Source organism: Streptomyces sp. NPDC058632 (assembly GCF_042717095.1).
Classification (GTDB): Bacteria; Actinomycetota; Actinomycetes; order Streptomycetales; family Streptomycetaceae; genus Streptomyces.
The window spans coordinates 19,427-44,617 of sequence record NZ_JBHXQZ010000058.1 but is presented as its reverse complement, the minus strand read 5'-3'; the positions used below and the strand labels follow the sequence as shown (position 1 = coordinate 44,617).

The window sequence follows — 25,191 nt, the reverse complement described above, 5'->3', positions numbered from 1 at the left end:
ACGTGAAACACAGGCCGCCGTACCCCTCGGGTACGGCGGCCTTCGGTATTTGCGCCGGCACGTACGGCAGGATGTGCGGCATGCCCAGTGGAAAATCGATGCAAGCGAGCGCCCACGTGCCGGAGCTGGTGGAACCGGCCCGGGAGGACAAGGTTGCCAAGGCCGGCAGCGAGCTGATCGGCGGTCCGCTCGGGCGGCATGCCCTGCTGGGGGCGTCCTGGTGGGCCCCGGTCCGGGTGATCGCGCTCGTGGCGATCGGTATGTTCACCCTCGGTCTGGTCCAGAAGGCGCCCTGCTACAACGGCGCGTGGTTCTTCGGCGCCGGCTCCCAGTACACCCACGCGTGCTACTCGGACATCCCTCACCTCTACCAGGGGCGGGGCTTCGCCGACGGCCTCGTACCGTACTTCGACCAGCTCCCCGGCGACATGCAGTACCTCGAATACCCGGTGCTGACCGGTGTGTTCATGGAGGTCGCGTCCTGGCTCACACCCGGCAGCGGGAGCATCCAGGACCAGGAGCAGTGGTACTGGATGGTCAACGCCGGGATGCTCATGGTGTGCGCGGCCATCATCGCCGTCTGCGTGACCCGCACGCACGCCCGGCGGCCCTGGGACGGTCTGCTCGTCGCCCTGGCACCCGCCTTCGCCCTGACCGCGACGATCAACTGGGATCTGCTGGCGGTCGCGCTGACGGCCGCCGCGATGCTCATGTGGTCGCGTAACCGGCCCCTCGCCTTCGGAGTCCTCCTGGGGCTGGCCACGGCCGCCAAGCTCTATCCCATGCTCCTCCTGGGGCCGCTGCTGGTCCTGTGCTGGCGTGCGGGACGCTGGCGGGAGTTCGGGAAGGCCCTGGGTGGTGCCGTCGTCGCCTGGGCCGTGGTGAACGGGCCGGTGATGTTCTTCGCCTTTGACGGCTGGTCGAAGTTCTACACGTTCAGCCAGGAGCGGGGCGTCGACTTCGGGTCCTTCTGGCTGATCATCGCCCAGAACTCGTCCGACCCGCTCAGTACCGAGACCGTCAACACCCTTGCCACGCTGCTGATGCTGCTGTGCTGCGTGGGTGTCGCGGCGCTGGCTCTCGCGGTCCCCCGCCGGCCGCGCTTCGCGCAGCTCGCCTTCCTGATCGTCGCGGCGTTCATCCTCACCAACAAGGTCTACTCGCCCCAGTACGTCCTGTGGCTGGTGCCCCTGGCCGCCCTGGCCCGGCCGAAGTGGCGGGACTTCCTGATCTGGCAGGCCTGCGAGGTGGCCTATTTCCTCGGTATCTGGATGTACCTCGCCTACACGACCAGTGGAGACGCCCACAAGGGACTGCCCGCCGACGGCTACCACTGGACCATCGGCCTGCATCTGCTCGGGACGCTCTATCTGTGCGTCATGATCGTGCGCGACATCCTGATGCCGGAGCGGGACCCGGTGCGCCGGTCCGGTGACGACGATCCCTCGGGCGGGGTGCTGGACGGAGCGGAGGACGCCTTCGTGCTCGGTCCCGCTGCTCGGTCCGCTCGCTCCGCTCGGGACACCGTGCACTTCGACGGACCGCAGGCCGAGTGGGACAAGGCCGGCGCCACGGGCGGTTCACTCTGAGCGAACGACCGGCGGCCGGGCGGGCAGCCGGGCAGGCGATCGGGTCGGTGGCAGGTCGCCCCGGATGTTGGTGAGAAGCACGAGAAGGGCCGTGCACGGGAGCACCGTGCACGGCCCTTCTCGTTGTCCTGGTGCCTGCTGTTCAGGCGCTGCCTCTGTCTCCCCCGCCCTGCTCCGCCTGATCCGTCTGCTCCCCGCCTTGTGCCGCTCAGCGGTCGAGGATCCGGTCGAACTGCGTGGTGGTGTGCCGCAGGTGGGCCACCAGCTCCTCACCGACCTGCGGTTCCGGTGCCTCCGCAGGCACGAACAGGATCGACACCTGCATGTGCGGCGGTTCGGCGAACCAGCGCTGCTTCCCGGCCCAGACGAAGGGAGAGAGGTTCCTGTTCACCGTGGCCAGTCCGGCACGGGCAACGCCCTTGGCACGCGGCATGACGCCGTGCAGAGCCTTGGGGGCCTCCAGGCCCACCCCGTGCGACGTACCGCCCGCCACGACCACCAGGAAGCCGTCGGAGGCGGCTTTCTGCTGCCGGTAGCCGAACCTCTCGCCCTTGGTTATGCGCGTGACGTCCAGGACGGCGCCGCGGTACTCGGTGGCCTCGTGGTCCCCCAGCCACAGCCGCGTGCCGATCCGGGCGCGGAACCGCGTCTGCGGGAACTGCTGCTGCAGCCGGGTGAGTTCCTCGGCCTTGAGGTGGCTGACGAACATGGTGTGCAGCGGGAGGCGGGCTGCCCGCAGCCGGTCCATCCAGCCGATGACCTCCTCGACGGCGTCCGAGCCGTCGGTGCGGTCCAGGGGCAGGTGGATCGCGAAACCCTCGAGCCGGACGTTCTCTATGGCGGAGTGCAGCTGGGGCAGATCCTGCTCGCTGACGCCGTGCCGCTTCATCGAGGACATCACCTCGATGACCACCCGGGCGCCGACCAGGCCGTACACGCCGTCGATCGACGAAACCGAGCGGATGACCCGGTCGGGCAGGGGGACGGGCTCCTCGCCGCGCCGGTACGGCGTCAGCACGAGCAGATCGCCGCCGAACCAGTCCTTGATCCGGGCGGCCTCGTACGTCGTGCCGACGGCGAGGACGTCCGAGCCCAGCCGGGTGGCCTCCTCGGCCAGCCGCTCGTGTCCGAAGCCGTAGCCGTTGCCCTTGCAGACCGGGACGAGTCCCGGGAACTGCTGCTGCACGTGCTTGTGATGCGCCCGCCAGCGCGCGGTGTCGACGTAGAGCGTGAGCGCCATGGCCGGACCTGGAACCTTTCTCGTGGCTGTGGTGTGTCGGGGGAAGCCGGGATCAGCGGCGCGACATGTAGATGTCGAGCGCCTTGTGGAGCAGCTTGTTCAGCGGGAAGTCCCACTCGCCGAGATACTCGGCGGCCTGGCCGCCCGTGCCCACCTTGAACTGGATCAGGCCGAAGAGGTGGTCGGTCTCGTCCAGCGAGTCGGAGATGCCACGCAGGTCGTAGACGGTGGCGCCGAGCGCGTAGGCGTCGCGCAGCATCCGCCACTGCATCGCGTTCGAGGGACGGACCTCACGGCCGATGTTGTCGGAGGCGCCGTAGGAGTACCAGACGTGGCCTCCGACGATCAACATCGTCGCCGCCGACAGATTGACACCGTTGTGCCGGGCGAAGTACAGCCGCATGCGGTTGGGGTCCTCGGTGTTGAGGGCGGTCCACATGCGCTGGAAGTACGACAGCGGGCGCGGCCGGAAGTGGTCGCGCACGGCGGTGATCTCGTACAGCCGCTGCCACTCGGCCAGGTCGTCGTAACCCCCCTGGACGACCTCGACACCGGCCTTCTCGGCCTTCTTGATGTTGCGGCGCCACAGCTGGTTGAAGTTCTTGTGGACCTCTTCCAGAGAGCGGTTCGCCAGCGGCACCTGGTAGACGTATCGGGGCTGGACGTCGCCGAATCCGGCCCCGCCGTCCTCGCCCTGCTGCCATCCCATACGGCGCAGCTTGTCGGCGACCTCGAAGGCACGGGGCTCGATGAAGTCGGCCTCCAGGTCGCGCAGACGCTTCACGTCCGGGTCCTGGATCCCCTTCTTGATGGTCGTCGCCTCCCAGCGCCGGATGATCACCGGCGGGCCCATCTTCACCGAGAACGCGCCCTGCTGCTTCAGATGCGCGAGCATCGGCTCGATCCACTCCTGAAGATTTGGCGCGAACCAGTTGATGACCGGGCCTTCGGGGAGATAGGCCAGGTAGCGCTTGATCTTGGGGAGTTGCCGGTAGAGGACGAGGCCGGCGCCGACGATCTCACCGGTCCGGTCGTCGAACCAGCCGAGGTTCTCCGCGCGCCACTCCGCCTTGACGTCCGACCAGGCAGGGACCTGCATGTGACTCGCCGACGGCAGGCTCTGGATGTATGCCAGATGCTGCTCTCGGCTGATGGTCCTCAGGGTCAGGCTCATTCGGGGCGCTCCTCGGGCTGGTGTGTCCCCATGGGTTCAGGGGCTCCGGCTCTCGCGCGAAGCCTACTGCGCCGTGGGAGCGCCCAGGTTGGGCACATGGGGCCTGCGCCCCGGCCCGTCACGGTCGGGGCGCTCCACGGTATGCGGGAGGAGGCGCGCGACGGAACGGTCCGCCTGAGGGGCTGCCTAGTCGATGACCCCGCCGAACAGGCCACCGTGCGCCATGCCGAGGAAGAAACCGATCGCCGCGGCGCCCAGTCCCAGGATCAGGCCGAAGCGCTCCCGTGTCGTCTCCGAGATCCACTGGCCGTACGCGCCGGTGAGGATTCCCACCAGGCCGGCCCAGGAGCTGAGCAGGTGCAGATGGTGGAACATCGCGGTGACGAGGGACGTGACCCCCAGCACCAGGGTGACCGCGAGCAGGGCGCCCTGGACTGGGTGGGGTTTGCCGTCCGTGGCGAAAAGGCCTCCGGCGGTGTTGGGCCGCAATGCCTGTGCCATAGGGCACCTCCTGCGAAAGGCGGCGCATCGTAGCGCCGTACACACCCGATGTGTACAGACTGACGGGCTTCCGGGCCGGATTTCAACCGGAAGCCGCTGTGCGGGTACTCTGTACCGTCTGCACCGGTGTCTGTTGTCTGTTCGGACAGATCCAGTCACGTTCAGGACAGGGCCACGGGTCCGCCCCGGCCGACCTGGAGAAACCGCCGTCCGACCTCGATTGTCAGTGGCGGCTGTTCTACTGACAGACATCGTTGCGCAACGCATCACGACCCTCCTGCCACGGAACGACCGTGGCCGCTGAGTCCAAAGGAGGTGGGTTCCACATGCGTCACTACGAGGTGATGGTCATCCTCGACCCCGATCTCGAGGAGCGCGCTGTCTCCCCGCTGATCGAGAACTTCCTCTCTGTCGTCCGTGACGGCGGCGGAAAGGTCGAGAAGGTCGACACCTGGGGCCGTCGTCGTCTCTCGTACGAGATCAAGAAGAAGCCCGAGGGCATCTACTCGGTCATCGATCTGCAGGCCGAGCCTGCGGTCGTCAAGGAGCTCGACCGCCAGATGAACCTGAACGAGTCGGTCCTCCGGACCAAGGTCCTCCGCCCCGAGAACCACTGAGCCCTTCCGCTCAGCTGGTCTCGGGATCCGAGTAGCAGTACAAGCAGCCAGCAGCAAACCCGCCGAGAGGTTCCCCCATGGCAGGCGAGACCGTCATCACGGTCGTCGGCAACCTTGTCGATGACCCCGAGCTGCGCTTCACCCCGTCCGGTGCGGCCGTCGCGAAGTTCCGTGTCGCGTCGACCCCCCGCACCTTCGACCGTCAGACGAACGAGTGGAAGGACGGCGAAAGCCTGTTCCTGACCTGCTCGGTCTGGCGTCAGGCGGCGGAGAACGTCGCCGAGTCGCTCCAGCGAGGCATGCGCGTCGTCGTGCAGGGCCGGCTGAAGCAGCGGTCCTACGAGGACCGTGAGGGCGTCAAGCGCACGGTCTACGAACTGGATGTCGAGGAAGTCGGCGCCAGCCTGCGCAACGCCACGGCCAAGGTCACCAAGACCACCGGCCGCGGTGGCCAGGGTGGTTACGGCGGCGGTGGCGGCAACCAGGGTGGCGGCAGTTGGGGCGGAAGCCCCGGCGGTGGCCAGCAGGGTGGCGGCGCTCCGGCCGACGACCCCTGGGCATCCGGCGCTCCTGCCGGCGGCCAGCAGGGTGGCGGCGGCCAGAGCGGCGGCGGCTGGGGCGGAGGCTCCGGCTCCGGCAGCGGCGGTGGCGGCGGCTACTCGGACGAGCCCCCCTTCTAGGCGGGGCCGCACCACACTTCTTGATCACACAGGAGATACATCATGGCGAAGCCGCCTGTGCGCAAGCCGAAGAAGAAGGTCTGCGCATTCTGCAAGGACAAGGTCACGTACGTGGACTACAAGGACACGAACATGCTGCGGAAGTTCATTTCCGACCGCGGCAAGATCCGTGCCCGTCGCGTGACCGGCAACTGCACCCAGCACCAGCGTGACGTCGCCACGGCCGTCAAGAACAGCCGTGAGATGGCGCTGCTGCCCTACACCTCCACCGCGCGATAAGGGAAGGGTGACCGACTCATGAAGATCATCCTCACCCACGAGGTCTCCGGCCTCGGTGCCGCAGGCGACGTCGTCGACGTCAAGGACGGTTACGCTCGCAACTACCTGGTTCCGCGGAAGCTCGCGATCCGCTGGACCAAGGGTGGCGAGAAGGACGTCGAGCAGATCCGTCGCGCTCGCAAGATCCACGAGATCCAGACCATCGAGCAGGCCAACCAGGTGAAGGCCCAGCTCGAGGGCGTCAAGGTCCGCCTCGCGGTCCGCTCCGGCAACGCCGGTCGTCTCTTCGGTTCCGTCACGCCGGCTGACATCGCTTCCGCGATCAAGGCCGCCGGCGGTCCCCAGGTCGACAAGCGCCGCATCGAGCTCGGCGCGCCGATCAAGACCCTCGGCGCCCACGAGACGTTCGTGCGTCTGCACCCCGAGGTTGCCGCCAAGGTCGACCTCGAGGTCGTCTCGGAGTAAGTGCTGTTCGTTGTAGCAGCGGGATGGGGCCGCGCCTTTCAGGGTGCGGCCCCATCGTCGTTTCACGTGAAACACGAGGTTCCACGTGAAACGGTCAGCGTGCGGCGCCGGTGACGATCCAGCGGCCCGAGCGGGTACGGAACCACAGGGTCAGTAGCCGAACGGTCATCATCAGCGTCATCGTGCCCCACAGTGCGGTGAGCCCACCTCCGAACACCGGGACCAGCAGGGCGAACGGAGTGAAGACCGCCAGGGTGATCAGCATCGCCCATGCCAGGTACGGCCCGTCGCCCGCGCCCATCAGCACCCCGTCCAGAACGAAGACGATGCCGGAGATCGGTTGGGACAGCGCGACGATCACCAGAGCCGGGAGTGCCGTGTCCGTGACCGTGGGATCGCGGGTGAACAGAGGCAGGAAGACCGGCCGGGCGAGCACCACAAGTACCCCGAGGGCGACCCCGACCGCGAAGCCCCACTCCACCATGCGACGGCACACCTGGCGGGCACCCTGGGCGTCCCCGGCTCCCAGATAGCGGCCGATGATGGCCTGCCCGGCGATCGCGATGGCGTCCAGCGCGAAGGCGAGCAGGCTCCACAGGGAGAGGATGATCTGGTGAGCCGCGATGTCGGAATCGCCCATTCGGGCGGCGACGGCGGTGGTGATCATCAGAATGGCCCTGAGTGAGAGGGTCCGTACCAGCAAGGGTGCGCCGGCCTGGGCAGAGGCTCTGATTCCCGCGAGATCCGGGCGTAGAGAGGCGCCGTGCTTGCGCGCGCCTCTCAGCACCACGATCAGATAGACAGCGGCCATGCCCCACTGGGCGATGACCGTGCCCCAGGCGGAGCCCGCGATACCGAAACCGGCGCCGTAGACGAGGGCGACATTGAGAACGCCGTTGGCGGCGAAACCGCCGACAGCGACGTAGAGAGGGGTCCTGGTGTCCTGCAGTCCGCGGAGGACCCCGGTCGCGGCGAGCACGATCAGCATGGCCGGTATGCCGAGTGAGGAAATACGCAGATAGGTGATCGCGTAGGGGGACGCGGTGTCCGAGGCGCCGAACAGATCCACGAGGGCGGGTGCCGCGGGCAGGACCACGGCGACGACACCGGCACCGAGGAACAGGGCGAGCCAGATTCCGTCCATGCCCTGTCGGATGGCTGAGGGGAGATCGCCGGCACCGACTCGCCGGGCGACGGCGGCAGTGGTGGCGTAGGCGAGGAAGACAAAGACACTGACTGCGGTCATCAGGAGGGCCGAGGCGACGCCGAGTCCGGCGAGTTGTGCTGTGCCGAGATGGCCGACGATGGCGCTGTCTGCCATGACGAAGAGGGGTTCGGCGACGAGGGCGCCGAACGCCGGTACGGCCAGCATGACGATCTCGCGGTCGTGCTGCCGTCGGACGGCTCGAGGGCGGGCGGGGGCCTGTGTCATGTGCACCAATCTAATCGTCCACAGGTAAGAGATGCAATGCGGCATGGACCCTTACGTGATGGCGCAGGGTGTGTGCTTGCGTACAGTGCTCGAGGAGATCTTGGGCCGATAGGGAAAGTTTTTGTTCTGCACAGGCGGTGGACGATGAAATGCCAGGTCAGAGCCTTTGTTGTAGATCGATGCAGGTCTTGTTCACAGGGCTGTCCACCGGGTCGTGCACAGGTTTGGCGGACTTCTCCACAGCAATGGGCCGGTCGTCCACATGGCCTGTGGATAACCAGATTGGCTGACGGTGCAGAGGGGCCTACGGTGGTCCGGCGCCTGCTCCGTCCGCCGGTTTCCAAAAGGCCACAAAACCGGCGCGCGACAACCGGAGTCGGGCGTCCTATTTGTCAGTGCCGTGCCGTAGAAAAAGAGGGGCATGGCGAGGTCCGCTCGGCGGACGGGAGGAGGTTGCTCGGTGAGCATTTCCGAGCCCTTGGACGACCCGTGGGCCGACAGCGGACCCAGTGATCGTCTGCCTGCTTCCCGGCGCCGTGAGGACGGGGGCCGGGGCCGCGACGAGCAGCACGACCGCGGCCGTGACTCCGGCGGATGGGACGGCACGGGCTCCGCCTTCGAGCGGGTGCCGCCGCAGGACCTCGAGGCCGAGCAGTCCGTTCTGGGCGGCATGCTGCTGTCCAAGGACGCCATCGCCGATGTCGTCGAGATCCTCAAGGGCCACGACTTCTACAAGCCGGCTCACGAAACCGTCTACACAGCCATTCTCGACATCTATGCGAAGGGCGAGCCGGCCGACCCCATCACGATCGCCGCAGAGCTGACCAAACGCGGTGAGATCAACAAGGTCGGCGGGGCCTCGTATCTGCACACCCTCGTCCAGACGGTGCCCACGGCGGCCAACGCGGCGTACTACGCGGAGATCGTGCACGAGCGCGCCGTGCTGCGCCGCTTGGTCGAAGCCGGTACGCGCATCACCCAGATGGGATATGCGGCCGACGACGACGTCGACGAGATCGTCAACCGCGCGCAGGCCGAAATCTACGCCGTCACCGAACAGCGCACCAGTGAGGACTACCTCCCGCTCGGCGACATCATGGAGGGCGCGCTCGACGAGATCGAGGCGATCGGCTCGCGCAGCGGTGAGATGACCGGTGTGCCCACGGGGTTCACGGACTTCGACTCGCTCACCAATGGGCTGCACCCCGGGCAGATGATCGTCATTGCCGCGCGTCCCGCGATGGGAAAGTCGACGCTCGCACTGGACTTCGCCCGTGCCGCGTCCATCAAGCACAACCTGCCGAGTGTGGTCTTCTCGCTCGAGATGGGGCGCAACGAGATCGCGATGCGTCTGCTGTCCGCCGAGGCCCGGGTCGCCCTGCACCACATGCGGTCCGGCACGATGACCGACGAGGACTGGACCCGCCTTGCGCGCCGGATGCCGGACGTGTCGGCGGCGCCGCTCTACATCGACGACTCCCCGAACCTGTCGATGATGGAGATCCGCGCCAAGTGCCGTCGGCTGAAGCAGCGCAACGACCTGCGACTGGTCGTCATCGACTACCTCCAGCTGATGCAGTCCGGCGGTTCCAAACGGGCGGAGAGCCGTCAGCAGGAGGTCTCGGACATGTCCCGTAACCTCAAGCTGCTGGCCAAGGAACTGGAACTCCCGGTCATCGCGCTCTCCCAGCTCAACCGTGGTCCCGAGCAGCGAACCGACAAGAAGCCGATGGTCTCCGACCTGCGTGAGTCGGGTTCCATCGAGCAGGACGCCGACATGGTCATCCTGTTGCACCGGGAGGACGCGTACGAGAAGGAGTCCCCGCGTGCGGGCGAGGCCGACCTGATCGTGGCCAAGCACCGAAACGGCCCGACGGCGACCATCACGGTCGCCTTCCAGGGGCACTACTCCCGCTTCGTGGACATGGCGCAGACCTGACGATTCCCTTTGTAGGGTCTCAAAAGCCTTGGCAGAATCTCACGGCAGTTGGCAGATGGATGGCAGAAATGCCACTGCCATGAGACTTGCAGTTCAGGGGCTTCACTCGTTTGGGTGGCTCAGGCGGTAGTCCGGGTCACCCAGGGGGTGTCACCCGCGGAGCATATGGCCCGTGACTCCCGGACGGGCGCTCAGCGCCTCGTCTCGTACCTGGTCAGGATCACGCCGCAGGGAAACGTCCGCGTCTCCACCAGGTTCAGGTTCACCCAGTTCTCCAGCGCGGTGAAGAACGGCGTGCCGCCGCCCACCAGGACCGGCGCGGTGGCCAGCACGTACTCGTCAATCAGCCCGGCCCGCATGGCCGCCCCGGCGAGCGTCGCGCCGCAGATGTCCATCGGGCCGCCGTCCTCGGCCTTGAGCCGGGTGATCTCGGCGACCGCGTCACCGGTGACCAGGCGGGTGTTCCAGTCGACCTTGTCGATCGTCGAGGAGAACACCACCTTCGACATGTCCCGCCAGCGGCGCGCGAACTCGATCTCCGCCGGGGTGGCGTTGGGCTGCTGGTCGCCGGTCGGCCAGTAGGAGCTCATCGTCTGCCACAGCTTGCGCCCGTACAGCGACAGGTCGGTCGCCTGCAACTGGTCGGACCAAAACTGGAACAGTTCGTCGCTCGGCACGCTCCAGCCGATGTCGTCGCCGGGCGCGGCGATGTAGCCGTCCAGGGTCAGGTTCATGCCGTAGATCAGTTTCCGCATGGCGCCAGCCTTCCGTGAGTCGGTCTCACGCGTACAGACCGGCGCGGCGCGGGAGACTCATCGGTGCGCGATCTGAGCTCACATGTAGTCCTCGTGCTCGGTGGCTCAGCCGCAGACTCATCGTTCCGCCGAGGAAATGGCATCGATCTGAGACTGATCTTGGGTGACATCGCGGTGAGACAACAGAGAACCAGCAGGTCACAGAAGATCGACATGTCATCGGCGGCGGGACCCTACACCCTTGCTGCCGAACGCCAAGGGATGGCACGGCTGTCGGCCGCGGTGTTTGACTCTCCCGTATGTCAACGACTCTCGGTGTGCCCCGACCTGATCAGGCTGACTACATGCTGCGAGCGGCAACCGGCGCCGGCCGCGGCTACAAGCGGGAGCTGGTGGACCGGCTGGACGTCCGGGCGGGGCAGACGGCGCTCGACGTGGGCTGCGGCCCGGGCGCCGACCTGCCGGAACTGGCCGAACGCGTGGGCGGCAGCGGCACGGTGATCGGAGTCGACCGTGATCCGGCCATGATCACCGAGGCGCGCCGGCGCACGAGTGACCTGTCGACAGTGGAGATCCGGGAGGGGGACGCCCACTGCCTGCCCGTCGCGCCGGGGGCGGTGGACCGGGCCAAGATCGATCGGGTTCTCATGCATGTCGCCGAGCCCGCCGATGTCCTGGCACAGCTCCACCTGGTCACCCGGTCAGGTGCGCGCATCGGTCTCGTCGAACCCGATTGGGACACGTTGATCGTCGACGCGGAGGATATCGGCACAAGCCGCGCCTTCACGCGCTACACCACCTCGGAAGTGGTCCGTCACGCCACCATCGGCCGCGGACTCGCCCGCTACGCCGAGCAAGCCGGCTTCACCGTTGAGACGGTGATCGCCACGACACCGGTCTTCCTCGACTTCCAGGACGCGGACCACACTCTGGGACTGGGCCGCAACATGCAACAGGCCATTCAGGACGGCCACATCGGCGAAGAACGTGGCCGTCGCTGGTTCGCCTCTCTTTCCGAGGGGACCTTCTTCGCTTCCTTCATGCTCGTCAGCGTGATCTGCTCCCGCTGACGAGCATGAAGGAAGGATGCGGTGACGGAGGCTCCGGCGCCCCGGCTCTCGGCTTCGTTCGGGCGGAACCCGCACCTGATGAACTGGGGGCATGACGACACATCAGGAAGAATTGCTGGCCGGCACGCGCCGGGCATTGCTGCACCGGATCGCCGTCGCCCAGGCGGAGGAGCGTGCTCCGTCGCTCGTCGCGACCGTGGTACGGAGCGGTGAGGCCGTGTGGACAGGGGCGCGGACATCGGTGGAGGGACATGCGCCGGACGAGGACGTGCAGTACCGGATCGGCTCCATCACCAAGACGTTCACCGCCGTTCTCGTTCTCCAGCTGCGAGACGACGAAGTGATCGACCTCGGGGACCCGCTGGAGAAGCATCTGCCGGGTACGGGCGTGGGGGAGGCGACCCTTGCCGAACTGCTCTCGCACTCGGGCGGTCTGGCGGCCGAGACGCCGGGTCCCTGGTGGGAGCGCACTCCCGGCTCACTGCGGCCCGACCTGGCCGATGTCCTGGGCGAGCGGCCCCGGGTGCATCCGGTCGGCCGACGGTTCCACTACTCGAACCCCGGATACGCGCTGCTCGGCGCGCTCGTGGAGAAGCTGCGCGGTGCCTCGTGGGAGGAGGTACTCCGGCGTGACGTGCTCGAGCCCTTGAGTCTGCACCGGACGGGTGTACGTCCGCAGGCGCCGCATGCGGGTGGGTGGGCCGTGCATCCGTGGGCCGACGTGATGCTGCGCGAGCCGGCCGAGGACCTCGGGAGGATGGCGCCGGCGGGACAACTCTGGTCCACCACAGGTGACTTGGCGCGCTTCGCGGCCTTCCTGGCCAACGGGGACGAACGCGTGCTGAGTGTCGAGTCACTGCGGGAGATGAGGAGGCCCGCGGCGCCGGCGGAGGCGACGGACGTGGCGAGCGGTTATGCCTACGGCCTGGGTCTGGAGTTGCGTCATCGGGGCGGGCGGGCTCTCGTCGGGCACACCGGATCCCTGCCGGGCTTCCTCGCCTGTCTGGTGATCGGCGTGGAGGACGATGTGGCTGCGGTGGTCCTGGCCAACTGCACGTCGGGGCCGCTGCTGTTCCCGGTCGCCGCCGATCTCGTCCGGATCGTCGCCGAGGCGGAACCGCGTATCCCCGCTCCCTGGCGGCCGTTGCGGGAGGTTGATTCCACGATGCTGGCGCTGGTGGGTCAGTGGTACTGGGGAACGCAGGGCTTCGCTCTGCGGCTGCCGGTCGACGGGCTGCTGTCGTTGGAGCCGCTGTCCGGTGCGGGCCGTCGTGCCCGCTTCCACTCGAACGGCGACGGAACCTGGACCGGACTGGAGGGCTACTACGCCGGAGAGCTTCTGGAGCCCGTACGGAGGCCGGACGGATCGGTGAGCCATCTGGACCTCGGATCCTTTGTGTTCAGCCGTCAGCCGTACGAGGAGGGGGCTTCTGTGCCGGGCGGAGTGGACCCTGAGGGATGGCAGGGGATCGGCTAGGGCCGATCCCCGCCCATCCGGCCTGTCTCAGGGGGTTCGGAGGGATTAGGGGCCTCTGGGGGTGGGGGCCTGGGGCTGTTTCACGTGAAACAGCCACCACGGATCGTCCTTACAGCGCCAGCTTGAAACCCAGGTGGGAAGCCGAGAAGCCGAGCCGTTCGTAGAAGCGGTGGGCATCGGTACGGGTGTTGTCGGAGGTCAGCTGCACCAATCGGCACCCCCGGCGGCGGGATTCGTCGATGGCCCACTCGATGAGCCGGGTTCCCAGGCCGCTGCCGCGCTCGTCGGCGTGAACGCGGACGCCTTCGATGATCGATCTTGTGGAGCCGCGCCGGGACAACCCGGGAACGATCGTGAGCTGGAGTGTGCCGACCACACGGTTCTTGCGGACTGCGACGACCGCGTGCTGGTTCGGATCGGCGCTGAGTTGCTCCAGTGCGGCCAGGTACGGAGTGAGGTCGTCCGGAGACTCGCGCTGCGCCCCCAGTGCGTCGTCCGCGAGCATGCCGACGATCGCGGGGATGTCGTCGGCGGCCGCGGCGCGTATCTCAAGATCTCCCATGGCGGCACCTTACGTACACAGTGGGCACGTTCCGATGCGGCCGGCTCATGCCGGTACGGACGCCTTCAGTGTCTCCACTGTGCGGACCAGCGGGGCCAGGTCGGGGTTCTCCGCCGCCACGTCGAGTGCCTCGCGCAGTGCGGAGTCGTTGGTCGGCCGCGCCTCCTCGAGAAGAGCGAGGCCGGCGGGTGTGACGTTGGTGTAGATGCCACGCCGGTCCGTAGGGCAGAGGTAGCGCTCCAGCAGGCCACGGTCCTCGAGCCGGGTGACCAGGCGAGTGGTGGCGCTCTGGCTGAGTACGACCGCGTCTGCGACCTGTTTCATCTGGAGATGTCCCCCGTCGCCGTCGTGCTGTCGGCTCAGCACGTCGAGCAGGGAGTACTCCCGCACGCTCAGATCGTGCCGGGCCTGGAGGGCCCGCTCGATGTGGGCCTCGATTCTCCCGTGCAGCAGGGAGAGCGCGCACCAGCCCTGCGCAAGGGAGGTGAGTACGGGGTCCGTGGCTGTCATTGACGTTTCCCTCCGTCCAGGAGCTGCTGGAACCAGGGTAGAGCAGGACCGAAATAGACCGCGCTTGCACTTACCCCGCGCTTGCAATTATTGTCTTAGCGCGCAAAGTGATTCTGCAATCGTTTGGGAAGGGCTGTCTCCTCATGCCTCTCGCGCTTCTGGCCCTCGCGATCGGGGCCTTCGGGATCGGAACGACCGAGTTCGTGATCATGGGCTTGCTGCCCGAGGTCGCCGGCGACTTTGGGGTCTCCCTCCCTACAGCCGGTCATCTGGTGACCGGCTACGCCCTGGGCGTCGTGCTCGGCGCCCCGCTGATGACCGTGCTCGGCACCAAGATCTCCCGCAAGCGGATGCTGATGCTGCTGATGGGACTGTTCATCGCCGGGAACCTGCTGTCGGCCCTGGCCCCGGTCTTCGGCGTCATGCTGCTCGGGCGGGTGATCGCTTCGCTCGCTCACGGCGCCTTCTTCGGGATCGGCTCGGTGGTCGCGGCCGGTCTGGTCGCCCCGGACAAGAAAGCCGGAGCCATCGCCCTGATGTTCACCGGACTGACCGTGGCCAATGTCGTCGGTGTCCCCCTGGGTACCCTCATCGGCCAGTCGGTCGGCTGGCGCATCACGTTCGGGCTCGTCGCCGCGCTCGGTGTCATCGGACTGGCCGGCATCGCCGGGCTCGTTCCCGACCTTCCCGTGCCCGAGGGCGTACGGCTGCGTCACGAACTGGCTGCCTTCAAGAACGTCCAGGTACTGCTCGCCATGGCGATGACCGTCCTCGGATTCGGCGGTGTCTTCGCGGCCATCACCTACATCGCGCCGATGATGACGCAGGTCGCCGGCTTCGCGGACGGATCGGTCACCTGGCTGCTGGTCCTCTTCGGCCTCGGCATGGTCGGGGGCAACCTCGTCGGCGGCAGGTACGCGGACCGCGCCCTGATGCCCTTGCTGTACGTGTCCCTGGGCGCTCTCGCCGTCGTCCTCGCGCTCTTCACCCTGACCGCGCACCACAAGGTCCTGGCGGCCGTCACGATCGTCCTGATCGGCGGTCTGGGCTTCGCCACCGTTCCGCCTCTGCAGAAGCGTGTTCTCGACCAGGCCCACGGTGCTCCCACGCTGGCCTCTGCCGTGAACATAGGCGCCTTCAACCTCGGCAACGCCCTGTCCGCTTGGCTCGGTGGCCTGGTGATCGCGGCCGGCCTCGGTTACACCGCGCCCAACTGGGTCGGTGCCGTTCTTGCCGCGAGCGCCCTGGTGCTGGCCTTCGTCTCCGCCGCCCTCGACCGTCGCGGCGAGGCCTTGGGCACTGTGACAGTCGGCCAAGTGCCTGCCGAGCGGCAGACCGCGGCTCCCCACTGACCGGAACCCCTGAGGGCACAGAGGCCAAGGTCGCCTCCGTACCCTCCGGCGGACCCCTTCGCCGCCACAGTCGGTATCGCCTTCACCCTCAGCAGTACTTCCCTCACGGACCTCACCGCTTCGAGCGGCATCACCGATACACACCGCACACCGAGGAGCACCTGTTCATGGACACCAGCACCGTTGTCACCCCGCTCACCACCGCCGACGCCGAAGCCCTCGTCATGGCCGCACACCAGGCCGCCGAGGCCGCCGGGGCCACGGTCGGTGTGACCGTCCTGGACGCGGGCGGGCATCTGCTCGCCTTCCGGAGGGACGACCGCGCCGTGCTGATCTCCGGCGAGACCAGCACCCGCAAGGCGTACACCGCTCTTCAACTGAACGCGCCCACCGCACACCTCGTCGAGGCCGTACAGCCCGGAGAGCCCTTCCACACCCTGCCCACCGCACTGGACCGGCCGTTGCTGTTCATCGCCGGGGGCGTGCCCATCCAGCGCGGCGGCCGTCCGATCGGCGCGATCGGCGTCGGCGGCGGCGCGCCGGAGCAGGATCACTCCTTCGCCACGGCCGCCGTGGACGCCCTCGTCTGAACGGCGGACCTCAGGCACGTACGCCGGTTCTACGCCGGTTCCAGGCACCCACGGGAACCGGCGTCGTCGTGTCCGGAGGGCGTCAGCCGGCCGCGACTGTCACAGGGGCGAACCGTCTGGTCCAGTCGCCGGGCAGTTCCGTGCTCCCGTACGTCATCACCGCGTTGAAGGCGATGGACGCCAGACCGCGGTCCTTCGCCCAGGCAAGCAGCTCTTCGTGCCGCACGTCGATGTCGGTGCGCAGCGGCCGGTCGGTGTGGGCGGCGAGCGAGGTGATGAGCGCCTTGGCCGTGGGAGTGTCGCGGGCGATCAGGGGGCCCACGACATGAGTGTCCATGTTGGGCCACGCAGCGGCGTAGCCGACGATCCGGCCGTTCTCCTCGGCCACGCGCAACTGGTCGGCGAATGCGGGCAGCCGGGCGACGATGTGTGTGCGGTCCGCCCCGAACACGCCCTCGTCGAGCCGGAGGAGGGTGGGCAGGTCCCTGGCGGTCGCGGCTCGGGTGGAGACCCCGGCCACCGGTTCGCCCGCACCCGGGACGAAGCGCCCGCGGAGCATCTCCGCCCGGCCGGTGACCTTGAAACCGAGCTCCTCGTAGAGCGGGAGGCCGTAGGACGTCGCGTGCAGTGTCAGCGGCGTGGAGCCCATCGCCGAGACCACGTGGCGCATCAGACGGCGTCCGACGCCCTGCCGGGCATGCCGTTCCGCGACCAGAACCATGCCGATGGCGCCGAGCGTGGGCTGCTCCTGGGGTCCGTACTCGGTGACGACGCAGGCGGAGACCAGTCCGCCGTAGGGGTCGTCGATGCCGTAGCCCTTCCCGGCGGAGAGGAGGAATCCCCACTTGTGCTCTTCGCGTGGCCACCCCCGGTCCTCGGACAAGTCGGCGCAGGCCGAAAGATCGCGGAGTGTCAGGCGGCGGATGGGCAGAGAAACAGGGGGAGGTGTCGGCACGCAGGTCAGGCTGTCCGACGTCGACTGTCGGCGTCCACTTGTTTCCGAAGATTGATGCGACCTTTCGGTCACACCGAGACCGGCGCGGAACGCGGTCGCCAGCAGGGAATGTTTCACGTGAAACGCTCGAAACCGATGAATTTTCCAGGTGGGTCACCCCAGGTCGGGAGCGTGCAGGGCGCGCACACCCTCGATGTTGCCGTCCAGGTAGTGCCGCAGCGACAGGGGGACGAGGTGGACGGAAGCGATGCCCACGCGAGTGAACGGCACGCGGACGATCTGGTACTCGCCGGCGGGCTCGTCGACCTCTGGGCCGTGCCGCAACGACGGGTCCATGGAATCGAGGTGGCAGACGAAGAAGTGCTGCACCTTCACGCCGGTGGCGCTCTCGTCCGCGCCGATGTGTTCCACCGTGTCGACGAAACAGGGCACCACATTACTGATCTTGGCGCCGAGTTCCTCGTACACCTCTCGGTGGAGGGCGTCGACGACGGTCGAGTCCTCCGGCTCTACACCACCACCCGGGGTGACCCAGTAGGAATCCACGCCGGGCTTGGTGCGCTTGATCAGGATCAGGTGGTCGTCGTCCAGCAGAACGGCTCGAGCGGTGCGCTTGACCACGGGTCGGACGGTCATGGAGGAAATCTGGCCCAGCTTGTTCCACGTGAAACATCACGACACATCACCGGTCGGATTTCCGGCGCGGGCCGCACGGTCGAAGGTCAGCACCAGTCGGTGGCCGCCTGCTGCAGTGCCTCATGGGCGCGTGCGACATGTGGCATGGCCAGGGTGCCGTTCCGGACCACCAGGAAGTACGTACGCAACGGCGGCACCGCGGGTTCGTGCAGGGCGGTCACTTCCCCTCGTCCGAGTGCGGCCGTGCACAGATACCTGGGCAGCACGGCCAGCCCGGCCCCCGCGACGGCGCAGGCCAGCACCGCGCGTAGATCCGGGACGACGACAGCGCCTGCGGTGACAGGCCGGAAGTCGAAGACAGCGGCCCAGTAACGGGAGACGAGGGGGAGCGACTCATGCACCTCGATCACCGAGATCTGTTCCAGAGCGGATACCCCCGTGGGGTGAACCCTGCCGGAGTCGAACCATTCGGTCCAGCGGGGCGCGGCGACGAGGACGTGTTCCTCGTCGCAGAGCGGAGTCGCCGAGAGCAGTGCACCGCGTGGCCGGACCGTACTGATGGCCAGATCGTGCCGCCCGGCGGCCAGCCCTTCCAGCGTCTCCTCGGCGGTTCCGAAGGAAGCGCGCAGGGCAAGGCTCTGGCCGTTCCTGCGGGGCAGCGCGGTAAGCACGGGCACTGCCCGCTCGGACGTGAACTCCAGGGGCCCGCCAGGTGCAGCGTCCGCGAGGAGGAGTCCTCGTCGAGCCCGGTTTCGGTGATCTCCACCAGGGCGTCGAGATGGGGGCGGCCTTGTGGGCGAGCTCGTCCCCGATGGTCGTGGGTGTCACGCCCCGGGCCTGCCGCAGGAACAACGGCCGCCCCAGGGTCCGGATCTGTGAGGTCACGGCCGGTTGGGAGAGGCCGAGCAGGGCGGCGGCACGGGTGAAGGACCCGGCTCGGTGCACAGTCACGAAGGTCCGCAGCAAAGCCAGATCCACAGCACACCCTCCCGTTTGCCGGCCCCGCTGCCGCTCCGGTGTAACTATAAATATGTCGATAGGTCGCTGTCGCTACAGTGATTGGACGCTGACGTAAAGTCAACTAGCCTTGGTCGCGCGGTTCTTCGTGCGCGCAGAACCGGGACGGTCCGAGCCATGAGGGGGGAGACTCGGACCGTCCGTCGTCCGGCACCGGGTTCCTGGTGCCTCGCCCGGACGGACTGGTCAGCCGGCTGACTCGTCGAGTGCGCGCAGCACGTCCGCCACCAGATCGGCAGGGTCCTCGGCACCGACGGACAAGCGGACGAAGCCCTCCGGCACCGCGTCCCCGCCCCAACGACCCCGTCGTTCGGCCGTGGACCGGACACCGCCGAAGCTCGTCGCGTCGTCCACGAGCCGCAGGGCGTCGAGGAACCGGTCCGCACGCGCGCGTGAGGGCAACGTGAAGGACACCACACATCCGTAGCGTCGCATCTGCTGTGAGGCGATCTTGTGCGAGGGGTCGTCCGGCAGCCCCGGATAGCGCAGCCCTGTCACCTCGGGCCGTTCCCGCAGAGCCTGGGCCAGCGTCAGCGCCGTGGCGTTCTGCCGGTCGACCCGCAACTGGAGCGTGGCGATCGAACGGTGTGCGAGCCAGGCCTCCATGGGCCCGGTAATAGCACCGGCGATCTTGCGCCAGCGGCGTACCGAGGTCATCGCCGCGGCGTCGCGGCCGGCGACGTATCCCAGGAGGATGTCGCCGTGCCCGGTGAGCTGCTTGGTGCCGCTGGCCACGGTGAAGTCGGCACCGAGCTCCAGGGGGCGCTGGCCGAGCGGTGTCGCGAGGGTGTTGTCGACGGCGACCAGCGCACCGCGCGCGTGTGCCGCCTCGGCGAGCCGCCGCACGTCGCACACGTCGAGCCCGGGGTTGGACGGAGTCTCGATCCACAGCAGCCTCGCGCCGTCGAGGAGATCGAGTTGGGCGTCACCGCCGGTCGGTGCGGTGCGCACCTCGATGCCGTACGCCTCCAGCTGGGTGCGTACCAGAGGCAGTGCCTGATAGCCGTCGTTCGGCAGGACGGCAACGTCCCCGGCGCGGAGCTGGGAGAAGAGCACCGAGGAGATCGCGGCCATGCCCGAGGGGAACACCAGGGTTTCGACGCCGTCCTGTCCCGGTGCCTCCAGTTCCCCGATGGCCCGCTCCAGCAGCGTCCAGGTCGGGTTCTCGTCCCTGCCGTAGGTGTAGGGGCCGGTGGGGTCGCCGGGCAGGTGGAAGTGGGCGGCGAAGACGGGACCGGGCAAGGTCGGCTCGTGCTTGACCGGCTCGGGCAGCCCGGCCCGCACCGCGCGCGTGCCGTCACCGGGAGACGTTTCCCCCGCGTCCGCACCGTAGCCGCTGTCCTTTGTCGGATCGTTCATGCCGCCTGTCCTTCCGCTTGCTCACGTATCGAGGAGAGCAGCCCGGTGCCCGCCGCCTCCACCATCTCAAGACACGCGTAGAAGCCGTCCGTCTCCCCGTAGTAAGGGTCCGGCACGTCGAGATCGTCGCCCGCTCCGGGGTCGTACGAGCGCAGCAGGCGCACCTTGTCCGCGTCCCGCTGGGTGGGAGCCAGGCGGCGCAGGGTCCTGGGATGGCTTGCGTCGAGGGCGACGACCGGATCGAGGCGGGCGAACCAGGACGGGTCGAACCGCCGGGCGGTGTGGTCGGCGGCGTAACCGTTCTCCTCAAGGACGGCCACCGCCCGGGGATCGGCGCCGTCGCCCGCGTGACGGCCGTCGGTGCCGGCGCTGTCGGCCTCGACCACGCCGTCGAGACCCGCCTCGACGATGCGCGCGCGGAAGACGGACTCGGCCATCGGGGAGCGGCAGATGTTGCCGGTGCAGACGAGACAGCCGCGGTAGGCCATGCTGCTCAGTCTCCGTCGGGCAGGACGACGTTGAGGGCCCAGGAGACGACCGAGATGACCAGACCGCCCAGCACGGCCGTCCAGAAGCCCTCCACATGGAAGCTCAGGTCGACCACGTCGGCGAGCCAGGAGGTGAGCAGCAGCATCAGGGCGTTCACCACCAGCGTGAACAGCCCGAGCGTCAGGATGAGCAGCGGGAGACTGAGGAGCTGCACGAGTGGCTTGACCAGGAAGTTCACCACACCGAAGATCAACGCGACGAGTATGAGGGTACCGATCTCCTTGCCCGTGCTGTCGCCGGACAGGGTGATCTTGTCGATCAGCCACACCGCGACCGCGAGGGCCGCGGCGTTGGCGATCGTCTTGACTACGAAATTCTTCATGTGTCTGATCGTGGCAGACAGGACCGGACATGAGCATTGAGGCAGGGGCGGACAAGGCTATGAAGGCATTCCGGCTGGACGAACTGGAGGCCGAACGCGCCGCCAACGAGGGCGCCTACCTCCAGTTCCTGCGGGAACGGAACATGTCGGTCGGCCTGTACGCCCTGGACGCGGGCGGGCAGGATCCGCAGCAGCCGCACGGCCAGGACGAGGTGTACTTCGTCGTCAGCGGCAGGGCGGCCATCACCGTCGGCATGGAGACCACGCAGGTGGCCCGCGGCAGCATCGTGTACGTGCCGGCCGGTGTCGCGCACAAGTTCCACCACATCAGTGAGGACCTGAGGGTCCTGGTGGTGTTCTCTCCGCCCGAGAGCTGAGCTGCGGTTTCCGGCCGAGAGCTGAGCTGCGGTCTCGGGGTTCCCTAGGGGACCGCTCAGGGGCGGACAAGGGATCCGAGGCCCCCGGCAGGGCTCCTGCCGCCCTAGCATCGAGTGCAGGACATCATTCACGCGACCCGGTACGAGACGGGCGGAGCAGGTAAGGACGAAGGCGATGCGAGAGATCTACATGGGACTGCCGTGGTGGGTGAAGTGGATCGCGGTGCCCGTCATCGCCCTGGTCGTGTTCGGCGGCCTGATAGCCAGCGTGGTCGGCTTCGTGATCGGGCTGCTCTTCAAGGTGCTGGTCTTCGTCGCCCTGGTCGGCGGACTCATCTACGTCGTACGGAAGTTCACGTCGAGTTCGACGTCACGCGGCGACTGGTGAGCCCCACGGGGAGCCGGTGAAGCGGTGACAGCCGGCGCCGGTTCCCTCGGGCGGGGGAAGTTTCCCGGACGGACCGTCTGTCCGCGGTGACAGACGGTTAGAGTCCGGAAAGCCATGCGGGGACGATCCCCGCGAGCGGCGTACACCCCCACCCGTGTTCCCCCGCACGGGCTGCCCCCTCGCTCCGGGAGTGACCCTTGGCCACGGCTGCCACTGTCCCCGCACATCTGTCCGCCGTTCCCTGCCAGCCCCGTGCGCGGGCGGCGTCCGAGCCGGCGCCCACCGCGACCCTCATCGGCTCGGTGCAACGCGCGATGCGTCTGCTGGAGTCCGTCGCGGGGCACGAGTGCGGGGCCCCGGCCAAACAGCTGGCCCGAGAGACGGGGCTGGCGCTTCCCACGGCCTACCACCTGCTGCGCACCCTGGTGCACGAGGGCTATCTGCGCCGCGACAAGGGGCTGTTCTTCCTCGGCGACGCGGCCGAGCGGCTGACCAGTACCGGAGCCCCGCAGAAACGTCGCAGCACGATTGTCGACGCGCTCGCGCGCTGGCGTGACGCGATCAGGGCTCCCGTCTACTACGCGGTGTACCACGAGGGCGAGATCGACCTGGTGTGCGTCTCCGACACCCCGGGCCATCCCGCGGTCCAGGAACGGGCCGATTTCCGCGCGACCGGTCATGCGCACGCCATCGGGCAGTGCTTGCTCTCCCAGCTCGACGAGGCCGCCCGCCGGGACCACCTCGACCGCTACCCCGTGCAGCCTGTCACGCCGTACACCGTGCGCGACGGGCACAGCCTGCTCCGGCGTCTGGAGCGGACGCGTCGCATGGAGCCGGTGTTCGCGCGTCAGGAGTACGCGCTGGGCACGGTGTGCGCGGCCGTCCCCATCACAGCCGGTGCCACGGCCGCGACGGTCGCCGTCTCTCTGCCGGTGCATCAGGTCCACCGGCTGCGCCCTGCCGCCCAGCAGTTGCAGACGGAAGTGGGCCGTCTGCTGGGGCCGTTGGCGCTCTCTATCAGCATCTGAAAACTTACTCCTTGTGATTTACCGTGTACGTTGAGCAAGATTCACCTAGTGCCAGGGGTCCATTCCCGGCCGGTCCGTAGCGAAGACGGGGTAGGCGATGCGCGAGTCCGTGCAGGCAGAGGTCATGATGAGCTTTCTCGTGTCGGAGGAGCTGTCCTTCCGTATCCCGGTGGAGCTCCGCTACGACACCTGTGATCCCTACGCCGTACGGCTGACCTTCCATCTTCCCGGTGACGCGCCGGTGACCTGGGCGTTCGGCCGGGAGCTGCTGATCGACGGCGTGGGCAGACCATGCGGCGAGGGTGACGTACGCGTATCGCCGGTCGACCCCGACGCCCTGGGCGAGGTGTTGATCCGGCTTCAGGTCGGCGGTGACCACGCGCTGTTCCGCTCGTCGACGGCGCCGCTCGTGGCCTTCCTCGACCGCACCGACAAATTGGTGCCGCTGGGCCAGGAAGGGGCGCTCGCCGACTTCGACGCCCATCTCGACGATGCGTTGGACCGCATCCTGGCGGAGCAGGGCGCCGGGTGAAGCGTTCCGCCACCGGGTAGCCGGTGGCGGAACGAGCCAGCACGTTCCGCCGCACCGTGCAGGAACGCTTCCGCAACGGGGACCGGGCCGCCCTGGTGGCCGGCTGTCGGAGGGCGGGTCGCCGGGGGAGGGACCGCGGACGGTCACGAGCCGACGGTGCGGTCCGGCGCAACGGGTCAGTGCTTGCGGCGCCTGCCCCGCCCGCCGCGTGCCGGAGCCGCCCGGACGCCTTCCTCGGCCGCCTGAGCCGTCGGACGGTCGGCCGAGACCACCAGGGCGGCCAGCGCCGTGGTGACCGGCACCGAGGCGACCAGACCGATCGAGCCGATCAGCGTACGCACGATCTCCTGCGCCACCAGCTCGCTGTTGGCGACCGTCCCCACACTGCTCTGTGCGATGGAGAACAGCAGCAGCAAGGGCAGCGCGGCGCCCGCGTAGGCGAGGACCAGGGTGTTGACGACGGACGCGATGTGGTCGCGGCCGATGCGGATGCCCGCGCGATACAGTCCGCGCCGGCCCATCGACGGGTTGGCCTCGTGCAGTTCCCAGACGGCCGACGTCTGCGTGACCGTCACGTCGTCGAGCACACCGAGTGATCCGATGATGATGCCGGCCAGCAGCAGACCGCTCATGTCGATGTCGGGGTAGAGGCCGTGGATCAGCCCGGTGTTGTCGTCGGTGTCGCCGGTCAGCGCTGCCCAGCTGATGAAGACCGAGCCCAGAATGCCGATCAGCAGCAGCGAGATCAGGGTGCCGAGCACCGCCACGGAGGTGCGTGCCGACAGTCCGTGGCAGAGATACAGGGCTTGCAGCATGATGGCGCTCGCCCCCACCACCGCCACGGCCAAGGGGTTCGATCCCTGCAGGATCGCGGGCAGGATGAAGAAGTTCAGCACCAGGAAGCTGACCGCCAGTGCGACCAGTGCCATCACACCGCGCAGCCGTCCGACGACCACGACGGCGACCGCGAAGATACCGGCGAGCAGGGCCAGCGGCACGCGCCGGTTCACATCGGCGACCGAGTACTGGAGATCCCTCGGAGCGGAGGGCTCGTAGGCGACCACGACCTCCTGGCCTTCGCTCAGCTGCCGTGACTGGTCCGGCTGCACGATCTCGGTGAAGGTGCGGCCCACATCGTCGCCGGTGTCGACCCTGATCGTCGCCTTCTTGCACGTGCCGTCCGCCTGCTGCTGCGCGGAGGATCCCTCGGCCGTCGAGGTGTCGCCGGTCGGGACGCCTCCGGACGCGTTGACGGACGAACAGCTCACCTCGTCCACCTTGGTGACCGTGGCCTGCTGCGTCTGCCGGTCGAAGCCGACACCGGTGCGTTCGTGGCCGGGTGCGCCACCCGGCCACAGCACCGCGAGACCGATCAGCACCGCAGCGCCGAACGGGATGAGGACCGCCGCGATGACCTTGCGCAGGTGCTTCGAGACAGGGGCGGCCGGGCCGTGGCTGTGACTGTGCCCGTGGCCGTTCCCGCCATCGGAGCCCGGACTGTGCTGGTGCCCGCCGTCGCCTGGAGGCGGACCGCCGTGTCCACCGCCCGAGTTCGGTCCGTCACCGGAGTTCGGGCCACGCCCGCGGCCCCCGCCACCGGGGTCCGGTCTGTGGTCATGACCCGGACCGTGATCCTGGCCGCGGGCTCGGCCTTGCCCTCCCCGGCCCTGCCTCGGCCCGTGAGCCGGGACCCGGCCGGGCAGGTGGCTCTGTGCCGCAGGTGCCTCGCCGGGATCGTGTCCATGCCCGAACCAGCCTCCGGAGCCGGGACCGTCTCCCTGGTCCTCCCCACGGTT

General features: G+C 68.2%; 27 protein-coding genes and 1 pseudogene. 14 read left to right on the top strand and 14 right to left on the bottom strand.

Annotated features, from left to right (window positions below):
- The first annotated feature begins 71 nt into the window (after window positions 1–71).
- Entirely contained in the window at window positions 72–1,589 is a 1,518-nt protein-coding gene (locus tag ACFWVE_RS22025) for a glycosyltransferase family 87 protein (protein WP_384016442.1), read from the top strand.
- A 208-nt stretch (window positions 1,590–1,797) separates the two neighbouring features.
- On the opposite strand, the gene ACFWVE_RS22020 is transcribed toward ACFWVE_RS22025, so the two are convergent.
- From ACFWVE_RS22020 to ACFWVE_RS22010, 3 genes are all read right to left on the bottom strand, one after another.
- Window positions 1,798–2,829 carry an alanine racemase gene (locus ACFWVE_RS22020; protein WP_384016440.1) on the bottom strand — a complete coding sequence of 344 codons (1,032 nt, stop codon included), beginning with the start codon at window positions 2,827–2,829 and terminating at the stop codon, window positions 1,798–1,800.
- A gap of 52 nt (window positions 2,830–2,881) precedes the next feature.
- A complete protein-coding gene (femX, locus tag ACFWVE_RS22015) occupies window positions 2,882–4,003 on the bottom strand; it encodes a peptidoglycan bridge formation glycyltransferase FemX (RefSeq protein ID WP_384016438.1) in 1,122 nt (373 codons plus the stop codon).
- Between the two features lie 186 nt (window positions 4,004–4,189).
- A complete protein-coding gene (locus ACFWVE_RS22010; protein ID WP_384016436.1) occupies window positions 4,190–4,504 on the bottom strand; it encodes a hypothetical protein in 315 nt (104 codons plus the stop codon).
- Window positions 4,505–4,830: 326 nt separating this feature from the next.
- On the opposite strand from ACFWVE_RS22010, the gene rpsF reads away from it, so the two are divergent.
- The 4 genes from rpsF (at window position 4,831) to rplI (ending at window position 6,545) form a co-directional block, all read left to right on the top strand.
- Entirely contained in the window at window positions 4,831–5,121 is a 291-nt protein-coding gene (gene rpsF, locus ACFWVE_RS22005; RefSeq protein ID WP_062188887.1) for a 30S ribosomal protein S6, read from the top strand.
- A 77-nt stretch (window positions 5,122–5,198) separates the two neighbouring features.
- Entirely contained in the window at window positions 5,199–5,801 is a 603-nt protein-coding gene (locus ACFWVE_RS22000; protein WP_384016433.1) for a single-stranded DNA-binding protein, read from the top strand.
- 42 nt (window positions 5,802–5,843) lie between these two features.
- A complete protein-coding gene (gene rpsR / locus ACFWVE_RS21995; protein ID WP_003949403.1) occupies window positions 5,844–6,080 on the top strand; it encodes a 30S ribosomal protein S18 in 237 nt (78 codons plus the stop codon).
- An 18-nt stretch (window positions 6,081–6,098) separates the two neighbouring features.
- Window positions 6,099–6,545 (top strand): 50S ribosomal protein L9, encoded by a 447-nt coding sequence (rplI, locus tag ACFWVE_RS21990; RefSeq protein WP_055592318.1) that lies wholly within the window; start codon window positions 6,099–6,101, stop codon window positions 6,543–6,545.
- Window positions 6,546–6,639: 94 nt separating this feature from the next.
- On the opposite strand, the gene ACFWVE_RS21985 is transcribed toward rplI, so the two are convergent.
- The gene (locus ACFWVE_RS21985; protein WP_384016431.1) at window positions 6,640–7,977 is read right to left on the bottom strand and encodes an MATE family efflux transporter; all 1,338 of its coding nucleotides are present in this window, start codon (window positions 7,975–7,977) and stop codon (window positions 6,640–6,642) included.
- 460 nt (window positions 7,978–8,437) lie between these two features.
- On the opposite strand from ACFWVE_RS21985, the gene dnaB reads away from it, so the two are divergent.
- The gene (dnaB, locus tag ACFWVE_RS21980; RefSeq protein ID WP_384016429.1) at window positions 8,438–9,916 is read left to right on the top strand and encodes a replicative DNA helicase; all 1,479 of its coding nucleotides are present in this window, start codon (window positions 8,438–8,440) and stop codon (window positions 9,914–9,916) included.
- A 191-nt stretch (window positions 9,917–10,107) separates the two neighbouring features.
- Here the strand turns inward: dnaB and ACFWVE_RS21975 are convergent, their stop codons facing one another.
- A complete protein-coding gene (locus ACFWVE_RS21975; protein WP_384016427.1) occupies window positions 10,108–10,671 on the bottom strand; it encodes a dihydrofolate reductase family protein in 564 nt (187 codons plus the stop codon).
- Between the two features lie 344 nt (window positions 10,672–11,015).
- On the opposite strand from ACFWVE_RS21975, the gene ACFWVE_RS21970 reads away from it, so the two are divergent.
- Together ACFWVE_RS21970 and ACFWVE_RS21965 are read left to right on the top strand one after the other, a co-directional pair.
- The gene (locus tag ACFWVE_RS21970) at window positions 11,016–11,741 is read left to right on the top strand and encodes a methyltransferase domain-containing protein (RefSeq protein WP_384016425.1); all 726 of its coding nucleotides are present in this window, start codon (window positions 11,016–11,018) and stop codon (window positions 11,739–11,741) included.
- Between the two features lie 91 nt (window positions 11,742–11,832).
- Window positions 11,833–13,218 (top strand): serine hydrolase domain-containing protein, encoded by a 1,386-nt coding sequence (locus tag ACFWVE_RS21965; RefSeq protein WP_384016423.1) that lies wholly within the window; start codon window positions 11,833–11,835, stop codon window positions 13,216–13,218.
- A gap of 109 nt (window positions 13,219–13,327) precedes the next feature.
- Here ACFWVE_RS21965 and ACFWVE_RS21960 read toward each other — a convergent pair whose 3' ends face one another.
- Entirely contained in the window at window positions 13,328–13,780 is a 453-nt protein-coding gene (locus ACFWVE_RS21960) for a GNAT family N-acetyltransferase (RefSeq protein WP_384016421.1), read from the bottom strand.
- A gap of 45 nt (window positions 13,781–13,825) precedes the next feature.
- Complete coding sequence (locus ACFWVE_RS21955; protein WP_384016419.1) at window positions 13,826–14,290, bottom strand: MarR family winged helix-turn-helix transcriptional regulator; 465 nt, start codon at window positions 14,288–14,290, stop codon at window positions 13,826–13,828.
- A 143-nt stretch (window positions 14,291–14,433) separates the two neighbouring features.
- On the opposite strand from ACFWVE_RS21955, the gene ACFWVE_RS21950 reads away from it, so the two are divergent.
- Together ACFWVE_RS21950 and ACFWVE_RS21945 are read left to right on the top strand one after the other, a co-directional pair.
- Window positions 14,434–15,642: an MFS transporter gene (locus tag ACFWVE_RS21950; RefSeq protein WP_384016417.1), complete on the top strand. Its 1,209-nt coding sequence runs from the start codon at window positions 14,434–14,436 to the stop codon at window positions 15,640–15,642.
- A gap of 167 nt (window positions 15,643–15,809) precedes the next feature.
- Complete coding sequence (locus tag ACFWVE_RS21945) at window positions 15,810–16,232, top strand: heme-binding protein (RefSeq protein WP_384016415.1); 423 nt, start codon at window positions 15,810–15,812, stop codon at window positions 16,230–16,232.
- An 82-nt stretch (window positions 16,233–16,314) separates the two neighbouring features.
- On the opposite strand, the gene ACFWVE_RS21940 is transcribed toward ACFWVE_RS21945, so the two are convergent.
- The 6 genes and pseudogenes from ACFWVE_RS21940 to ACFWVE_RS21915 form a co-directional block, all read right to left on the bottom strand.
- Window positions 16,315–17,187, bottom strand: coding sequence for a GNAT family N-acetyltransferase (locus ACFWVE_RS21940; RefSeq protein WP_384016414.1), 873 nt, complete (start codon window positions 17,185–17,187; stop codon window positions 16,315–16,317).
- Between the two features lie 153 nt (window positions 17,188–17,340).
- Window positions 17,341–17,823 (bottom strand): NUDIX domain-containing protein, encoded by a 483-nt coding sequence (locus ACFWVE_RS21935; RefSeq protein WP_384016412.1) that lies wholly within the window; start codon window positions 17,821–17,823, stop codon window positions 17,341–17,343.
- 86 nt (window positions 17,824–17,909) lie between these two features.
- Window positions 17,910–18,801 (bottom strand): annotated as a pseudogene (locus ACFWVE_RS21930) (LysR family transcriptional regulator).
- Between the two features lie 225 nt (window positions 18,802–19,026).
- Window positions 19,027–20,199, bottom strand: coding sequence for a cystathionine gamma-lyase (locus tag ACFWVE_RS21925; protein ID WP_384016410.1), 1,173 nt, complete (start codon window positions 20,197–20,199; stop codon window positions 19,027–19,029).
- Complete coding sequence (locus tag ACFWVE_RS21920) at window positions 20,196–20,687, bottom strand: low molecular weight protein-tyrosine-phosphatase (RefSeq protein ID WP_384016408.1); 492 nt, start codon at window positions 20,685–20,687, stop codon at window positions 20,196–20,198. Before ACFWVE_RS21920 ends, ACFWVE_RS21925 begins: the two co-directional genes overlap by 4 nt.
- Before the next feature lie 5 nt (window positions 20,688–20,692).
- Complete coding sequence (locus ACFWVE_RS21915) at window positions 20,693–21,070, bottom strand: phage holin family protein (RefSeq protein WP_384016407.1); 378 nt, start codon at window positions 21,068–21,070, stop codon at window positions 20,693–20,695.
- A 59-nt stretch (window positions 21,071–21,129) separates the two neighbouring features.
- Here ACFWVE_RS21915 and ACFWVE_RS21910 point away from each other — a divergent pair, with 59 nt between their 5' ends.
- The 4 genes from ACFWVE_RS21910 (at window position 21,130) to ACFWVE_RS21895 (ending at window position 23,395) form a co-directional block, all read left to right on the top strand.
- Entirely contained in the window at window positions 21,130–21,447 is a 318-nt protein-coding gene (locus ACFWVE_RS21910) for a cupin domain-containing protein (protein WP_384016466.1), read from the top strand.
- A gap of 175 nt (window positions 21,448–21,622) precedes the next feature.
- Window positions 21,623–21,835, top strand: a complete 213-nt coding sequence (locus ACFWVE_RS21905) for a DUF5326 family protein (protein WP_384016405.1) — start codon at window positions 21,623–21,625, stop codon at window positions 21,833–21,835.
- Window positions 21,836–22,137: 302 nt separating this feature from the next.
- Window positions 22,138–22,863 (top strand): IclR family transcriptional regulator C-terminal domain-containing protein, encoded by a 726-nt coding sequence (locus ACFWVE_RS21900; protein WP_384016463.1) that lies wholly within the window; start codon window positions 22,138–22,140, stop codon window positions 22,861–22,863.
- A gap of 97 nt (window positions 22,864–22,960) precedes the next feature.
- Complete coding sequence (locus ACFWVE_RS21895) at window positions 22,961–23,395, top strand: SsgA family sporulation/cell division regulator (protein ID WP_384016403.1); 435 nt, start codon at window positions 22,961–22,963, stop codon at window positions 23,393–23,395.
- A 176-nt stretch (window positions 23,396–23,571) separates the two neighbouring features.
- On the opposite strand, the gene ACFWVE_RS21890 is transcribed toward ACFWVE_RS21895, so the two are convergent.
- Window positions 23,572–25,098, bottom strand: coding sequence for a YibE/F family protein (locus ACFWVE_RS21890; RefSeq protein ID WP_384016460.1), 1,527 nt, complete (start codon window positions 25,096–25,098; stop codon window positions 23,572–23,574).
- Window positions 25,099–25,191: the final 93 nt, after the last annotated feature.

What these genes read in the sequence shown, in the direction of transcription:
- ACFWVE_RS22025 (WP_384016442.1), top strand. Translation starts at nt 72, where the DNA reads ATGTGCGGCATGCCCAGTGGAAAATCGATGCAAGCGAGCGCCCACGTG.
- ACFWVE_RS22020 (WP_384016440.1), bottom strand. Translation starts at nt 2,829, where the DNA reads ATGGCGCTCACGCTCTACGTCGACACCGCGCGCTGGCGGGCGCATCAC.
- femX (WP_384016438.1), bottom strand. Translation starts at nt 4,003, where the DNA reads ATGAGCCTGACCCTGAGGACCATCAGCCGAGAGCAGCATCTGGCATAC.
- ACFWVE_RS22010 (WP_384016436.1), bottom strand. Translation starts at nt 4,504, where the DNA reads ATGGCACAGGCATTGCGGCCCAACACCGCCGGAGGCCTTTTCGCCACG.
- rpsF (WP_062188887.1), top strand. Translation starts at nt 4,831, where the DNA reads ATGCGTCACTACGAGGTGATGGTCATCCTCGACCCCGATCTCGAGGAG.
- ACFWVE_RS22000 (WP_384016433.1), top strand. Translation starts at nt 5,199, where the DNA reads ATGGCAGGCGAGACCGTCATCACGGTCGTCGGCAACCTTGTCGATGAC.
- rpsR (WP_003949403.1), top strand. Translation starts at nt 5,844, where the DNA reads ATGGCGAAGCCGCCTGTGCGCAAGCCGAAGAAGAAGGTCTGCGCATTC.
- rplI (WP_055592318.1), top strand. Translation starts at nt 6,099, where the DNA reads ATGAAGATCATCCTCACCCACGAGGTCTCCGGCCTCGGTGCCGCAGGC.
- ACFWVE_RS21985 (WP_384016431.1), bottom strand. Translation starts at nt 7,977, where the DNA reads ATGACACAGGCCCCCGCCCGCCCTCGAGCCGTCCGACGGCAGCACGAC.
- ACFWVE_RS21975 (WP_384016427.1), bottom strand. Translation starts at nt 10,671, where the DNA reads ATGCGGAAACTGATCTACGGCATGAACCTGACCCTGGACGGCTACATC.
- ACFWVE_RS21970 (WP_384016425.1), top strand. Translation starts at nt 11,016, where the DNA reads ATGCTGCGAGCGGCAACCGGCGCCGGCCGCGGCTACAAGCGGGAGCTG.
- ACFWVE_RS21965 (WP_384016423.1), top strand. Translation starts at nt 11,833, where the DNA reads ATGACGACACATCAGGAAGAATTGCTGGCCGGCACGCGCCGGGCATTG.
- ACFWVE_RS21960 (WP_384016421.1), bottom strand. Translation starts at nt 13,780, where the DNA reads ATGGGAGATCTTGAGATACGCGCCGCGGCCGCCGACGACATCCCCGCG.
- ACFWVE_RS21955 (WP_384016419.1), bottom strand. Translation starts at nt 14,290, where the DNA reads ATGACAGCCACGGACCCCGTACTCACCTCCCTTGCGCAGGGCTGGTGC.
- ACFWVE_RS21950 (WP_384016417.1), top strand. Translation starts at nt 14,434, where the DNA reads ATGCCTCTCGCGCTTCTGGCCCTCGCGATCGGGGCCTTCGGGATCGGA.
- ACFWVE_RS21945 (WP_384016415.1), top strand. Translation starts at nt 15,810, where the DNA reads ATGGACACCAGCACCGTTGTCACCCCGCTCACCACCGCCGACGCCGAA.
- ACFWVE_RS21935 (WP_384016412.1), bottom strand. Translation starts at nt 17,823, where the DNA reads ATGACCGTCCGACCCGTGGTCAAGCGCACCGCTCGAGCCGTTCTGCTG.
- ACFWVE_RS21925 (WP_384016410.1), bottom strand. Translation starts at nt 20,199, where the DNA reads ATGAACGATCCGACAAAGGACAGCGGCTACGGTGCGGACGCGGGGGAA.
- ACFWVE_RS21920 (WP_384016408.1), bottom strand. Translation starts at nt 20,687, where the DNA reads ATGGCCTACCGCGGCTGTCTCGTCTGCACCGGCAACATCTGCCGCTCC.
- ACFWVE_RS21915 (WP_384016407.1), bottom strand. Translation starts at nt 21,070, where the DNA reads ATGAAGAATTTCGTAGTCAAGACGATCGCCAACGCCGCGGCCCTCGCG.
- ACFWVE_RS21910 (WP_384016466.1), top strand. Translation starts at nt 21,130, where the DNA reads ATGAAGGCATTCCGGCTGGACGAACTGGAGGCCGAACGCGCCGCCAAC.
- ACFWVE_RS21905 (WP_384016405.1), top strand. Translation starts at nt 21,623, where the DNA reads ATGCGAGAGATCTACATGGGACTGCCGTGGTGGGTGAAGTGGATCGCG.
- ACFWVE_RS21895 (WP_384016403.1), top strand. Translation starts at nt 22,961, where the DNA reads ATGCGCGAGTCCGTGCAGGCAGAGGTCATGATGAGCTTTCTCGTGTCG.